At 47.2% G+C, this 13,917-nt stretch carries 13 protein-coding genes and 5 tRNA genes; 11 read left to right on the forward strand and 7 right to left on the reverse strand.

All coding sequences use genetic code 11. The annotated features are described in order from the left end of the window. The first annotated feature begins 27 nt into the window (after positions 1-27). From XMA127_RS03505 to XMA127_RS03520, 4 genes are read left to right on the forward strand one after another with little or no spacing between them, the layout of a single operon-like run. On the forward strand, positions 28-495 hold the full coding sequence (locus tag XMA127_RS03505; protein WP_173480626.1) for a cytochrome c: 468 nt from the start codon (positions 28-30) through the stop codon (positions 493-495). Positions 496-501: 6 nt separating this feature from the next. Beyond that, entirely contained in the window at positions 502-969 is a 468-nt protein-coding gene (locus XMA127_RS03510) for a c-type cytochrome (RefSeq protein ID WP_173480627.1), read from the forward strand. Between the two features lie 16 nt (positions 970-985). Next, a complete protein-coding gene (locus XMA127_RS03515) occupies positions 986-1,195 on the forward strand; it encodes a heavy-metal-associated domain-containing protein (RefSeq protein ID WP_173480628.1) in 210 nt (69 codons plus the stop codon). Further along, positions 1,192-1,605 carry a cytochrome c gene (locus tag XMA127_RS03520; RefSeq protein WP_173480629.1) on the forward strand — a complete coding sequence of 138 codons (414 nt, stop codon included), beginning with the start codon at positions 1,192-1,194 and terminating at the stop codon, positions 1,603-1,605. Before XMA127_RS03515 ends, XMA127_RS03520 begins: the two co-directional genes overlap by 4 nt. A 137-nt stretch (positions 1,606-1,742) precedes the next feature. Here XMA127_RS03520 and XMA127_RS03525 read toward each other — a convergent pair whose 3' ends face one another. The 3 genes from XMA127_RS03525 to XMA127_RS03535 form a co-directional block, all read right to left on the reverse strand. Beyond that, positions 1,743-2,345: a TMEM165/GDT1 family protein gene (locus XMA127_RS03525; RefSeq protein WP_173498913.1), complete on the reverse strand. Its 603-nt coding sequence runs from the start codon at positions 2,343-2,345 to the stop codon at positions 1,743-1,745. Positions 2,346-2,450: 105 nt separating this feature from the next. Then, a complete protein-coding gene (locus XMA127_RS03530) occupies positions 2,451-3,617 on the reverse strand; it encodes a DUF6538 domain-containing protein (RefSeq protein WP_173484588.1) in 1,167 nt (388 codons plus the stop codon). A gap of 108 nt (positions 3,618-3,725) precedes the next feature. Beyond that, positions 3,726-3,811, reverse strand: a tRNA-Leu gene (locus XMA127_RS03535). 109 nt (positions 3,812-3,920) lie between these two features. Here XMA127_RS03535 and queA point away from each other — a divergent pair. The 7 genes from queA (at position 3,921) to serB (ending at position 13,141) form a co-directional block, all read left to right on the forward strand. After that, entirely contained in the window at positions 3,921-4,955 is a 1,035-nt protein-coding gene (gene queA, locus XMA127_RS03540; protein ID WP_173480632.1) for a tRNA preQ1(34) S-adenosylmethionine ribosyltransferase-isomerase QueA, read from the forward strand. Between the two features lie 30 nt (positions 4,956-4,985). After that, positions 4,986-6,104: a tRNA guanosine(34) transglycosylase Tgt gene (gene tgt, locus XMA127_RS03545; RefSeq protein ID WP_173480763.1), complete on the forward strand. Its 1,119-nt coding sequence runs from the start codon at positions 4,986-4,988 to the stop codon at positions 6,102-6,104. A gap of 42 nt (positions 6,105-6,146) precedes the next feature. Next, positions 6,147-6,476 carry a preprotein translocase subunit YajC gene (gene yajC, locus XMA127_RS03550; protein ID WP_173480633.1) on the forward strand — a complete coding sequence of 110 codons (330 nt, stop codon included), beginning with the start codon at positions 6,147-6,149 and terminating at the stop codon, positions 6,474-6,476. Between the two features lie 70 nt (positions 6,477-6,546). Then, the gene (gene secD / locus XMA127_RS03555; RefSeq protein WP_173498914.1) at positions 6,547-8,400 is read left to right on the forward strand and encodes a protein translocase subunit SecD; all 1,854 of its coding nucleotides are present in this window, start codon (positions 6,547-6,549) and stop codon (positions 8,398-8,400) included. Positions 8,401-8,412: 12 nt separating this feature from the next. Then, positions 8,413-9,333: a protein translocase subunit SecF gene (gene secF, locus XMA127_RS03560; RefSeq protein ID WP_173498915.1), complete on the forward strand. Its 921-nt coding sequence runs from the start codon at positions 8,413-8,415 to the stop codon at positions 9,331-9,333. Positions 9,334-9,411: 78 nt separating this feature from the next. After that, a complete protein-coding gene (gene rnr / locus XMA127_RS03565) occupies positions 9,412-11,886 on the forward strand; it encodes a ribonuclease R (RefSeq protein ID WP_173498916.1) in 2,475 nt (824 codons plus the stop codon). A 43-nt stretch (positions 11,887-11,929) separates the two neighbouring features. Then, a complete protein-coding gene (serB, locus tag XMA127_RS03570) occupies positions 11,930-13,141 on the forward strand; it encodes a phosphoserine phosphatase SerB (RefSeq protein ID WP_173483591.1) in 1,212 nt (403 codons plus the stop codon). Positions 13,142-13,462: 321 nt separating this feature from the next. Here the strand turns inward: serB and XMA127_RS03575 are convergent. The 4 genes from XMA127_RS03575 to XMA127_RS03590 all read right to left on the reverse strand — a co-directional run bounded on the left by XMA127_RS03575 (position 13,463) and on the right by XMA127_RS03590 (position 13,791). Continuing rightward, positions 13,463-13,537, reverse strand: a tRNA-Gln gene (locus tag XMA127_RS03575). A gap of 4 nt (positions 13,538-13,541) precedes the next feature. Continuing rightward, positions 13,542-13,618, reverse strand: a tRNA-Met gene (locus XMA127_RS03580). An 18-nt stretch (positions 13,619-13,636) separates the two neighbouring features. Further along, a tRNA-Gln gene (locus tag XMA127_RS03585) sits at positions 13,637-13,711 on the reverse strand. 3 nt (positions 13,712-13,714) lie between these two features. Further along, positions 13,715-13,791: transfer RNA gene (locus XMA127_RS03590), tRNA-Met, on the reverse strand. Between the last annotated feature and the right edge of the window lie 126 nt (positions 13,792-13,917).

Consider the following 13,917-nt stretch of genomic DNA (forward strand, 5'->3'; position numbering starts at 1 on the left):
AATGACAGGTTTAGGTTGCATGATTTGATGGAAGTTATCTTGAAGGTAAAAGTAATGCGGAAAAAATCACTTAGACTTACCTTGGCCAGTGTTTTATTTGTTGCTGCATTTGCTGCTTATGCACACTCTGGTGCAACTGGAGTTGTTAAGGAGCGAATGGATAATTTTAAGCAGGCTAAGAAATCCATGAAAACCATCAAGCAGGCGATTAAAGCTCCTGATTTTCAAACAATCACTTTAGAGTCGGAGAAGTTGGTAAAGTGGGGGAATGAAATGCTTAACTATTTCCCAGTGGGTTCAAACCAAAAGCCATCTGAAGCTATGCCATTAATTTGGCAAGAGTGGAGTAGATTTGATGCGCATCGTCAAACTTACCTATTAAATTCAATTACCCTAGTAGAATCCGCCACATTGCAAGATCTCGATGCTGTTAGGGATGCATATGGTGAATTAGCGAAGTCCTGTAAGGCTTGTCATGACAGGTACAAAGATTAAATAACTATGTTCCAAATTAAGAGTTTGAATCACACTGTAGTCATCGTTATCAGTGCCTTACTTGCAGTGTCACTATTTCTATATTTCAGCTTCCAGCAACCAGATGAGCGTATCCCCTACAAAGATGCAGAGGCTGTAGCGAAGGGAAAAGCAATTTACTTCGCTGAGTGTGCTTCCTGCCACGGCTCCAGTCTGGAGGGCCAAGTTAATTGGAAACAACGTGATTTAAAGGGCTACTTACCCGCTCCACCGCATGATGAGTCAGGACACACTTGGCATCACGATGATCAGCTTTTGTTTAAGCTTACTAAATTTGGTGTACAGGCAATTGCAGGCAAAGAGTACAAATCAAATATGCCAGCGTTCAAGAAAAAGCTAACAGATGAGCAAATTTGGCATGTTTTAGCTTATATTAAATCTGAGTGGCCTAAGGACTTGGCTCAACGACATACAGAGATGGTTAACAATAAATAACGTAGAGGAAATTACTATGAATAACATTAAATTGTATGTTGAAGGGATGAACTGCGGAGGGTGCGTATCATCAATTCAGGAAGCATTGGCTGCAGATACTGCAATCAGTGAGGTCAGTGTAGATCTTGATAGTAAAACAGTTTCACTGGCGACAGAAAAACCCATAAATGAAGTTCTAAGTCTACTCCAAGATGCAGGCTATGAATCTGAAGTGGTAAATCAGTGATAAATAAAAGTTTAAAAATGCTTCTTTGTTCTTCGTTTGTTCTGGGGTTAAGTGTTCCAGTACACGCAGGTCATAAAGAGAATCACGTCGATGTTAAAACTGGTGCGCTGAGCGATAGAGCCAAGTTTGGCGCCAAAGTATTCAAGGATAACTGTGCGCAATGCCATGGTGAAAATGGATCAGGTAGTGATAAGGGACCTCCTTTAATTCACTCAATTTACAATCCAGGGCATCATTCAAATCAGTCTATTGTGAGTGCTATTAAAAACGGTACACGGCAACATCACTGGCCATTTGGTGATATGCCTGCACAAGAACAGATTACATTCATGCAAGTTCCTGCAATCATTCAATATATACGTGAAATGCAGGAGATAAATGGAATCAAAACGGTTCCACATAAGATGTAAAAAGATTGTCTGGGCGTGGCTCATGGTTATTTTTTGTGAGCCACAACTGAATATTCTTTAGCTGACGACTGTTTATGACCTTCAGACGTCACTACAAATTAATTGGTTTGCCACAGTCGAAAAGTACGAAGTTAGGCTCAGAAATAATTAGCGCCTAAAGTGCTAATAAACTTATACCCTGCAAAGCCACCAAACATTAAAAAAAGAACTCCACCTGCTCTGTGCAGCCAATGAAGCGGGATTTTTCTAACAAGAGCTTTACCCGCCCAAATTCCTAATACGGATATCGCAATCAAACCTAGGCTACCGCCAATCCAAACGGATAGAGCATCCATAGTGGTTGATAATGCCGCTACAGCTATTTGGGTTTTATCACCAAACTCTGAAACTAAAATCATTAAAAAGGTTGTTATGAAGATACCATGACTCGCTTTCTCTTCTAGCTCAATATCTTCCTCATCTTCGGTAGCTCTAAGTGCCAACACACCAAAAACGATAAACATCACTGCTACAGTCGCTAAAATTATTGATTCAGGTACCAACGCCGCTATGGTTGAACCAAAAATAACAGCTAGCAAGTTTAAGACTAGAAATGCTATTGCTGCACCCCAAAATACTTGCCAATGACGGTAGCGTGTAGCAAGCGCCATACAGACCAACAGACTTTTATCGCCAATTTCTGCTAGTGAAACTAAAGAAAATGTAGAGACCAAAGTTGTAACAAACTCAGACTGAATCACAATAGGAGCCTTATGGAGTTTTAAAGATTCTAATCTTTTCAAAAGAAACTTTTTAGTTAATTCGTTACATTAAATTGATCTTCATAATATGGCTACTTTGTGCCGTTAGTCGTCATCATTAACGCGCATAGCTCTGGTCATCCAGTTGTGCAAGGTTTTAAGTGGGTAGCCATTACCATAGCCTTGCCCAACACTTTGAACACTCCAGCCACCTAACTGGTCTATAAGTTCTGAAGGTGCATCTGCTGCTCTCAATCTATCTCTAAAACTGTGGCGTAGTCCGTGAATAACGGCGTCCTTTCCTGCAATTATTTTTATCCACTTGTTCAAAGCGGCGCTTGCAGAGTTTGTTTTACATTCATTTTGGTTTGCATATCTTGGGAAGCAAAACTCATTTAGGGGGCTCTCTAGGAGTCGTTTAGCAGCCCACAATGAAGACCTTACGAGAGGAATAACTCTAGCGCTTGCAGAGGTCTTTAAGGGCCTGTGTGAGTGCTTTTGGATTATGATATGCGGTGTTTCTGCTTCAAGGATAATATCTGTTCTAAGAAGCCCTACAGCCTCTCCTAAACGTATACCTGTGTCGCTTATGAGAGCTATGAGATGTCTTAGGTCATCATCTAAAACCATGCATTCCTGTTGAATCTTTTTGATGCTATCTAATGGAATGGGCAGGCGCTTATGCTTATCACTATCATTAGCAAGGTAAACACCTTGGAACGCGTTATTACACTCAAGACCAAGCTCATTAATTGCAAAAGACACAACGGCTTTAATACACGTGAAATTACGCTGAATGGAACTCATTTGAAGCCCACGTTCAAGCAGCCAGTCTCTTAGTTTGGATGCGTCTGCTGTTGTGTATTGGTCTAAGCAGCGAAGACCCAAGCATTCTTTCAGATATCCTATGGCTCTCTTGGTATGGCTAAAGAAATACTTTCCTTTACTCCGCCCCTTAACTGAAAGGTAAGTCTCCATAGCTTCATCAATTGTAGGAAGAGTGGAGTCCAGGTTGGTTGTTGCTTGAGAGGTCAGTAGGTGTGCTGCAGGCACGTTCATCTCCTTAAGACGCAGACCTAGCCAGTAGTCATCTAAGCGAGATGAAAGAAGTTTAGATGCTGTTGCTGCTCGTGTAGATGATTTGGTGCGAAGGCTCTGAACAATCCTTGAAGACTTGTAGTGGTGTCTAAGATCGCTAGGAACAGCTCTAGAAAAATAATAGATAGAGTCTTTAACGAAGGTGTACGAAGGATGCTTTTGTGTATACGCCATTGTCTACTCCTTGGACGCGGATCATGAGGATTCGCAAGGAAAACAATGGGATACCTTAAGGGATCTCAAGGTTTCTAAAGTGTCTCTCTGTAATCTATACCAAATAAATGGTACCGATGGTCGGACTCGAACCGACACGCTTTATAGGCAACGGATTTTGAATCCGTCGTGTCTACCAATTCCACCACACCGGCAGAGAGTGTGGCGCATTATAAGCGGGTTTCAGAATAGGTCAATCTTCTGTGACGTTTTTAAGTAGATTTTGTTAATATTTGCGCCCCGCAATTTTAACGCTCGGTATCTATGAAGCTTAGTGATTTTGATTTTGATCTGCCTGAAGAGTTGATCGCACACTTCCCGTTAGAACAACGTACCGCCAGTCGCCTGTTGCAGGTCGATGGGAATACGGGTGAACGTGTGCATGGCTCGTTTGGCGACATTCTCGATCTGGTCGAACCTGGTGATCTGATGGTCTTTAACGATACTCGGGTCATTCCGGCACGTCTGTTTGGGCAGAAAGAGAGTGGCGGAAAGGTTGAGTTGTTGGTGGAGCGTGTCATCGGTGAGAAGCGTGCCCTTGTCCATCTGCGTGCCAGTCGTACTCCAAAAGAGGGCGCTAAACTGCAGTTCGAAGGGGGTATAAACGCAGAGGTCGTAGGTCGTGAAAATGGCCTGTTCGATCTGCAGTTTGATATTGACGAGTCGATCATTGAAGCGCTAGAGCGTGTTGGCCACATGCCATTGCCGCCATATATCAAACGTGAGGACCAACTCTCTGACCGTGAACGTTATCAGACTGTTTACAACAAAAAGCCCGGGGCTGTCGCAGCGCCAACTGCTGGTCTGCACTTTGATGATGAGTTGATCGCTAAGTTAGAAGCCAAAGGTGTAGAGCGTGCGTTTGTCACTCTGCATGTCGGCGCGGGTACCTTTCGTCCAGTAAAGGTGGATGACATTAAAAACCATGAGATGCATGCCGAGTACATCGAGGTCGATCAATCGGTATGTGATGCGGTAAACGCGGTCAAGGCGAGGGGGAATCGAGTCATTGCGGTGGGAACGACCAGTGTGCGCTCGCTTGAATCAGCAGCCCAATCAGGCCGTATTGAGCCAACTTTTGGCGATACGCAGATCTTTATCTACCCAGGCTATCAATACAAAGTGGTGGATGCTCTGGTCACCAATTTCCACCTACCGGAGTCGACACTGTTGATGTTGGTCTCTGCGTTTGCTGGATATGAAACCACCATGGCGGCTTATAAAGAGGCCGTTGAACAGAAATATCGATTTTTTAGTTACGGTGATGCGATGTTCTTAACGCGCAACACCCAAGGTTAAGCAGGAAAGTAGATGAGCCGTCACTGTTTTATGAAATTTGAGACGATTACGAGCGAAGGTAAAGCGCGTCGTGGTCGTTTGACCTTCCCGCGTGGTGAGGTCGAAACCCCTGCGTTTATGCCTGTGGGTACCTATGGAACTGTAAAGGGTATGCTGCCACGTGATGTTGAGGCGACAGGTGCTCATATCTTATTAGGTAACACATTCCACCTGATGTTGCGTCCTGGTACCGATCTGATCGAACTTCATGGCGATCTGCACGACTTTATGCAGTGGGATAAACCGATACTGACAGATTCAGGCGGTTTCCAGGTATTTAGCCTAGGTAAAATGCGCAAGATCACAGAAGAGGGTGTCTCTTTTCAATCGCCTGTGAATGGCGATAAGGTCTTTGTCAGCCCCGAAGTCTCGATGGAAGTCCAGCGCAAGCTAGGGTCTGACATCGTCATGATCTTTGATGAGTGTACGCCTTACCCTGCCACTGAGCAGGAGGCGGCTGACTCTATGCGTCTCTCTCTGCGATGGGCACAGCGATCTAAAGATGCGCACGGTGAAAGTCCTTCGGCTCTGTTCGGTATTGTGCAGGGTGGTATGTATGAACACCTGCGTGATGAATCTCTAGAGGGGCTCACTAATATTGGCTTTGACGGCTATGCGATTGGTGGTCTGTCGGTGGGTGAGCCTAAGCATGAGATGATCAAAGTGTTGGATCATTTGGCGCATAAGATGCCGGAGGATAAGCCACGTTATCTGATGGGCGTGGGTAAGCCTGAAGATTTGGTGGAAGGGGTGCGTCGTGGGGTTGATATGTTCGATTGTGTCATGCCAACCCGTAATGCACGAAACGGCTTTTTATTTACCCGTGAAGGGGTTGTAAAAATCCGTAACTCGTCCCATAAAACAGATATTGGACCAGTGGATGCGGAGTGCGGTTGTTACACCTGTCAGAACTTCAGTCGATCTTACCTGCACCACCTTGATAAGTGCGGCGAGATTCTAGGTTCGCAGTTGAATACGATTCACAACTTGCACTACTACCAAGACTTGATGGCAGGTTTGCGTGGAGCCCTTGAACAGGGTACATTGACCGCCTTCGTAGATGAGTTCTACCGTCGACGTGGCATGGAAACGCCAGCGTTGGCTGAATAACTTAAATAAACTTATATAAATGATGTTACAGGAGTGCTTTTAATGAGCTTCTTTATTTCACCTGCTTACGCTGAAGGTGCAGCTGGTGCTACCGATCCAGGTATGTTTAACCTTATTTTCCTACTGGGTTTCGGTCTGATCTTCTACTTCTTCATGTGGCGCCCACAAGCAAAACGTCAGAAGGAGCACAAAGCACTGGTTTCTGGTCTTGCTAAAGGTGATGAAGTGATCACTGCTGGCGGTATCATCGGTAAGGTTGTTCGTGTATCTGACGACTACATTGCACTTGAAGTATCAGAAGGTGTTGAGCTTAAGTTCCAGAAGACTCACGTTGCGTCTGAACTGCCAAAAGGCACTATTAAAGGTATTTAATCGACCTTGCTTACAGCGCTGTTACTGAACGGTAACGGCGCTTTTCTGTTTTTAAAAGGATGGGCCTGTAATGCTCAATCGTTTTCCCCTTTGGAAAAGCTTGATGATTGTTGTGACACTTTTGTTCGCAGCTATCTACGCTATGCCAAACCTATACCCTGACGACTTTGCGGTTCAAGTGTCGGGTTCCAAACAAGATTTTAAAGTGGATGATCGCACTCTTGCTCGCGTGACGGCTGCTCTGGATAACAACCAGATCGAGTACAAATCGCTTGAAGCAGAAGAGGGTAAAGGTCTGATCCGCTTTGCCGATGGTGATGCTCAGCTACGTGGCCGTGAAGTGATCGGCCGTATCCTGGGTGAAAATTACACCGTAGCTTTAAACCTAGCACCCACGACACCTAGCTGGCTGACAGACATCGGTGCCGGCCCAATGAAACTGGGTCTGGACCTTCGTGGTGGTGTCCACTTCCTGCTAGAAGTGGATATGGTGACTGCCGTCTCTCAGCGTCTTGAAGTGTACGTCAGTGAGATCAAATCTAACCTGCGTAAAGAGCGTCTGCGTTACCGTCAGGTAGAGACTCTGGATGATGGTACGCTAGCGGTTCGCTTTGCCGATGCTGCTACGCGTGATGAGGCCTCTTCGCTACTCAGAAAGAGCTACCAGGAGTTTTTGATCACTGATCTGGATGAAGAGGACTACTCGAGCCTGCAGATCTCTTTGAGTGAGCAGACACTGCGTGATATTGAAGATTATGCCGTTAAGCAGAACCTGACAACACTGCGTAACCGTGTCAACGAACTGGGTGTGGCTGAGCCGCTTGTTCAGCGTCAAGGTCGTAACCGCATCGTCGTTCAGTTGCCGGGTATTCAGGATGCGGCCGCCGCTAAACGTATCATTGGTAAAACGGCTAACCTAGAGTTCCGTCTAGAAGCAAAACCTGACACCTCTCGTGCGCTTACTGAAACCTACCCATTCCGTTCAGACGAGAGCCGTAAAGCGAACCTTGAGCGTGATGTCATCATTACCGGCTCTAGTGTCTCTAATGCACAGTCGAACTTCGATGAGAACGGCATGCCTCAGGTATCAATCAGCCTTGATTCCAAAGGTGGTCAGCTGATGAACCGCACGACGCGTGATGCTATTCAACGTCGCATGGCGGTTCTGTTTGTCGAGTTTAAGGCGCGTATGGTGACCGAGACGGTTGATGGTCAGCAGGTTGAAAAACGTGTGCCATACGTTGAGAAGAAGATCATCTCCCTTGCAACGATTCAGAGTGCGTTGGGCTCTAGCTTCCGTATTACTGGTCTAGATAACCCACAAGAAGCGTCTGAGCTGGCGCTGTTGCTGCGTGCTGGTGCACTAGCAGCACCTATCTACTTCGTCGAAGAGCGCACCGTAGGCCCGTCGATGGGTGCTGAAAACATCGAGCTTGGTTTGACGTCCGTTCAAATTGGTTTCGCTGTGGTGATGCTCTTTATGCTGGCTTATTACCGTGTATTTGGTCTAATCGCCAACATTGCATTGACACTGAACTTAGTGATGCTGGTGTCGGTTATGTCGATTCTATCGGCCACGCTGACCCTGCCGGGTATCGCGGGTATTGTTTTGACTGTCGGTATGGCGGTAGATGCCAACGTGCTGATCTTTGAGCGCATCAAAGAGGAGCTTAAAGTCGGCATGCCGGTGCAGTCAGCGATTCACTCCGGTTTTGCACGTGCCTTCACAACGATTTTGGATGCCAACGTCACGACATTGATCGCTGCGTTGATCCTATTTGCGATGGGTACGGGGCCGGTGAAAGGGTTCGCGATTACACTGTCAGTCGGTATTTTGACCTCAATGTTTACAGCCATCCTAGTGACTCGCCTGATGGTAAATCTGGTGTATGGCCGCAAACAACTTAAGTCGATCAAGCTGTAAGGGGGTCTAGAGATGTCAGAAGTTCACAAACTCTATAATTTCATGGGCCTACGCAAGGCCTTTGGTATCTTCTCGATCGCTTTGATGATCGCATCAGTCGCGTCATTAGCGGTTAACGGTCTTCGCTTTGGTCTCGACTTCACAGGCGGTAGCTTGGTTGAAGTGGGCTATGAAGAGTCGGCGGATCTGAACCTTATTCGTCAGCAGCTGTCGACGGCGGGTTATGAAGATGCCGTCGTGCAAAACTTTGGGTCCAGTACCGATGTGTTAATCCGCTTGGGTGAGACGCACGACCCTAAGTTGGGTGACAAAGTGGTTGAGGCGCTAAAAGCCGATGGTTCTGCTGTCGAGTTGCGTCGTAACGAGTATGTCGGTGCGCAGGTCGGTGAAGAGCTTCGCGAGCAGGGCGGCTTAGGCATGCTGCTGGCGCTCGCGATGATCATGGTCTACCTTGCTTTCCGTTTCCAATTTAAGTTCTCTCTTGGTGCTGTATTGGCCTTGGTTCACGACGTGACCATCGTGCTCGGCTTCTTCTCGATCATGCAGTTGGATTTCGATCTAACCGTTTTGGCGGCGGTGCTTGCGGTGATCGGTTACTCGTTGAACGATACGATTGTTGTCTATGACCGTATCCGTGAAAACTTCCGCATCATGCGTAAGGGTGGTCCACTTGAGATCTTGAACAGCTCGTTGTCACAGACGTTGAGCCGTACATTGGTGACCTCTTTAACCACAGCGCTGGTATTGGTTGCGCTGTTGGTCTTCGGTGGTGAGACCATTCGTGGCTTTGCGATTGCGCTGCTGGCGGGCGTTGTGATTGGTACCTACTCTTCAATCTATGTCGCAGCGAATCTGCTGTTGGCACTCAAGATTACGAAAGAGGATCTGATTCCTCCGCCTAAAGAAGAGTCAGAAATAGACGAAATGCCCTAAGGTTAAAGCCGGCTCTTGATGCCGGCTTTTTTATTTCAGGTTAATATGACTGAAACACTATTATGGATTGGATGATTAATGAGTAAACAGTGGCGCGATATCGACCCTAACGCACAGGAAGAGGCGGGTAAATACGACCGACCTGTGCCCAGTCGAGACTACATTATTGAGTTTCTTCGAAAGTGGGGGGCTCCTATAAGCCATGCGCACCTTTGTGCCGAGCTGAAGCTCAGTCATCCTGATGATATTGAAGCGGTGCGTCGTCGTTTAATCGCAATGTGCCGTGATGGGCAGTTGATATCGGATCGTCGCAATCAATTCGGTTTGATTGAGAAGATGGATTTGATTCCTGGTCGTGTCATTGGTCACCGAGATGGCTTTGGCTTTGTTAAGCCCGATGCCGGTGGTGATGATCTGTTTATTAGTGCTCGCCAGATGAAGCAGTTATTTGATGGCGACCGTGTTCTTGTTCAAGAGATTGGGTCTGATCATCGAGGCCGACCTGAAGGCAAAGTTATCGAGCTGCTAGAACGCCCTTTGAAAAAGGTGGTGGGACGTTTCGATGGTGAAAATGGTTTCGGTTCACTGATTCCAGAGAACCAGCGTATTACCAATCAAATTGTGGTGATGCCGGATCCTGATAAAGATCTTAAATACGAGGATGGTCAGCTGATTGTTGTTGAGTTGGTTCAACAACCGGATAAGCGCCACCCTGCACGTGCCAAAGTGGTAGAAGTACTAGGTGATCACCTAGCACCAGGAATGGAGATTCAAGTTGCCATTCATAACCACGACATTCCCAATGAGTGGAATGCCGGCGTCCATCAAGAGATCGGTGATTTAACACCGGAAGTTCGTGAAGAGGACAAGACCAATCGTGTCGATCTGCGTGATCTTCCGTTTGTCACGATTGATGGTGAAGATGCACGCGACTTTGATGATGCTGTATACGCTGAGAAGAAGCGTATGGGCGGCTGGCGCCTATGGGTAGCGATTGCCGATGTCTCTTACTACGTTAAACCGAACAGCGAGCTGGATAAAGAGGCGGTTAAACGAGGTAACTCTGTCTACTTTCCAGAGTATGTTGTGCCGATGCTGCCTGAGTTGTTATCCAACGGACTCTGTTCGCTTAATCCGAATGTTGATCGTTTAGCGATGGTCTGTAAGCTCAATATTAAACGAGACGGTTCTATCGGTGATGCGGAGTTTTTTGAAGGGATCATTAACTCAAAAGCCCGTCTGACCTACACTAAAGTTGGCGCCATGTTGGATCGTGATGATGATTCGGCTGACGCTGAGTTATGGCGTGATCAATATAAACAGGTGCTACCTCACCTGCAGACGCTTCACGGGTTGTTCCACCGTCTTCGCGAAGCGCGCGATGATCGTGGAGCGATCGATTTCGACACCACCGAAACACGCATTGTCTTTAGTGATGAGCGTAAGATTCAGAACATAGTACCCGTGACACGTAATGATGCGCATAAGCTCATCGAAGAGTGTATGTTGGCTGCCAATGTGGCAACGGCTAAGTTCTTAGCGAAGCGTAAAAAGCCCGCTATTTACCGTATCCATGACGGCCCTAAAGAGCAGCGTCTGGAAAACCTGCGTGCCTTTTTGGGGGAGTTGGGTCTGGCGCTGCCGGGTGGTGATTCACCGGAGCCTAAGGACTATCTAAAACTGGCGTCGGCGATCGAAAACCGCCCGGATCGACACATTATCCAAACCATGATGCTTCGCTCGATGCAGCAGGCCGTTTATAGCCCAGATAACCATGGTCACTTTGGTTTGGCGTATGAGGAGTACACTCACTTTACCTCACCGATTCGACGTTACCCTGATCTGCTTGTCCACCGCATGATTCGATCTGCGATTCACGAAGATAAGAAGATTAAAGGGGCAACTCGACCGGATGGTTTTGTTCGCAATCCTAGCTTTGTCATGAATTACAGTGCAGAGCAGATGCTGCAATTCGGTGAACACTGCTCGATGACTGAGCGTCGTGCCGATGAGGCAACACGTGATGTGGTCTCTTGGCTGAAGTGTGAGTACATGCAGAGCCAGATTGGTGAAGAGTTCACTGGCGTTGTCTCTGCGGTAACAGGCTTTGGTGTGTTTGTTGAGTTGGATGATTTGTTTGTCGATGGCTTGGTTCATATCACCAGCCTACCAAGTGATTATTACCAGTTCGAAGCGGGCAAGCAGCGTTTGATCGGCGAACGTACAAGACGCGTCTTTAAGCTAGGTGATCGATTAGGCGTGCGCGTTGCACAAGTCAATCTGGATGAACGCAAGATCGATTTCGAACTGCTCGATTCAGAGAAAAACAAACCGACAAAAAAACCATCAGTCCGAGAGCGTTTGGCCATGGGGCTGTTTGATCAGAAAGGTAAGAGCGGTGCTAAATCAGGTGCGCGTGGCAAGGGTTCAGGCTCTGGGCGTTCAAGCGGTGGTCGTTCAGGCGGCGGCTCTGGTGAAAAGTTTGGCGGTAAGACAGCCAGCAAAAGCCGTGGAGCAAAAAAGAGCGGCGCGTCTAAGCGCAAGCGCTCTTAACTGGGTATAATCGCATACAGCTTTCTTTGACTCGAGTAAGAGAATGAACGAACTGATTTTGTTGACCTTGTCTGGTTCCGATAAACCGGGCGTCACCGCGGGTATTACTACGATTTTGGCTAAATACGATGTTGAGGTTCTAGACATCGGTCAAGCAGTCATTCACAACACCCTATCCCTAGGTTTACTGTTAAAAGTACCTCATGAGGCTGAATCTTCACCGCTGCTGCGTGATCTGCTGTTCAAAGCGCACGAGATGAACATGGTGCCGCGCTTTGAACCGGTCACTCTAGAAGAGTACCAAAGCTGGGTCGGTGCACAGGGTAAGTCACGTCACATTATCACTCTGCTAGCACGACGCATTTCGGCTGAGCATATCGCCAAAGTGACTGAGGTGGCTGCGCGTTACGATCTTAATATCGACAACATCTCACGCCTATCTGGCCGTGTCTCAATTGATGAGGTTGAAGAGGAGAGCAGTAAAGCCTGTGTCGAGTTCTCTGTACGTGATATGTCTGCGGATGAAGCTGAAGTGCGAGCGACTCTGCTAACTTTGGCATCAGAGCTGGGTGTGGATATCGCCTTCCAGCGTGACGACATCTATCGTCGTAACCGCCGTCTGGTGGTGTTCGATATGGACTCGACACTGATTGAAGCTGAAGTCATCGATGAGTTGGCGAAAGAGGCTGGTGTCGGCGATCAGGTGTCAGAGATTACCGAAGCGGCTATGCGCGGTGAGATCGACTTCAATGAGAGCTTTAAGCGTCGTGTGGCTCTTCTGGAAGGGTTGGATGAGTCGGTCCTTGAAGGCATCGCTCAGCGCCTGAAAATGACCGAAGGTGCCGAACAGTTAATGTCACAGCTTAAACGCACTGGATATAAGACCGCGATCCTTTCGGGTGGCTTTACCTACTTTGCCAAGTTCCTGCAGAAGCGTTTAGGTTTTGATTACATTCACGCCAATGAGCTCGACATCCAAGATGGCAAAGTGACCGGTAAAGTGGTCGGTACGGTAGTCAATGGTGAGCGTAAAGCAGAACTGCTTCGTGAGATTGCCGCCAAAGAGGGTGTCTCTCTAGAACAGACTATCGCAGTAGGTGATGGTGCAAACGACCTGCCAATGCTCTCTATCGCGGGCTTAGGCATTGCCTTTAGAGCCAAACCTCTAGTGCGTGAGAATGCTAAACAGTCGATCAGCACTCTTGGCCTAGATGGTATTCTATACTTGATTGGTTTCCGCGATCGGGATGTGTGATTGAGCGTCTGAATCAAAAAACCTCGCTTCGGCGAGGTTTTTTGTTGAAGCATCTCTTAAAGAGGTCGCGATCAATACCCAGAAAATCGCCTCATCTGCGATAAGGCTCCAACAATGCTAAAGTCACTAGTGTTTAGTTTTAACTGTTGGAGCGTCCTTGAAAAGGTCGCGATCAATACCTAGAAAATCGCCTCATCTGCGATAAGGCTCCAACAATGCTAAAGTCATTAGTGTTTAGTTTTAACTGTTGGAGCGTCCTTGAAAAGGTCGCGATGGAAATATGAGATTGATGTGGTGATGAAGCAGTATTACTCAAAAAAATGGCAGGGGTAGCAGGACTCGAACCTGCGCATGGGAGGATCAAAACCTCCTGCCTTACCACTTGGCTATACCCCTAGAATGGTGGCAATGACGGGATTCGAACCTGTGACCCACGCATTATGAATGCGTTGCTCTAACCAACTGAGCTACATTGCCATGCTTGAAAGACTTAGATGGCAGGGGTAGCAGGACTCGAACCTGCGCATGGGAGGATCAAAACCTCCTGCCTTACCACTTGGCTATACCCCTAGATGGTGGCAATGACGGGATTCGAACCTGTGACCCACGCATTATGAATGCGTTGCTCTAACCAACTGAGCTACATTGCCATCTTTCAAGGCCGCGAATTATTCCTTCTATAGGCTTCTATGTCAATAGAATCTAAGGGAAAAACCCAAATTCGGCCTGATAAAATTGTGAATCGATCAATCGCTGATCAATTCACAAATTTTCGT

Origin of the sequence: Marinobacterium sp. xm-a-127, from assembly GCF_013283425.1 — a bacterium.
Classification (GTDB): Bacteria; Pseudomonadota; Gammaproteobacteria; order Pseudomonadales; family Balneatricaceae; genus Marinobacterium_E.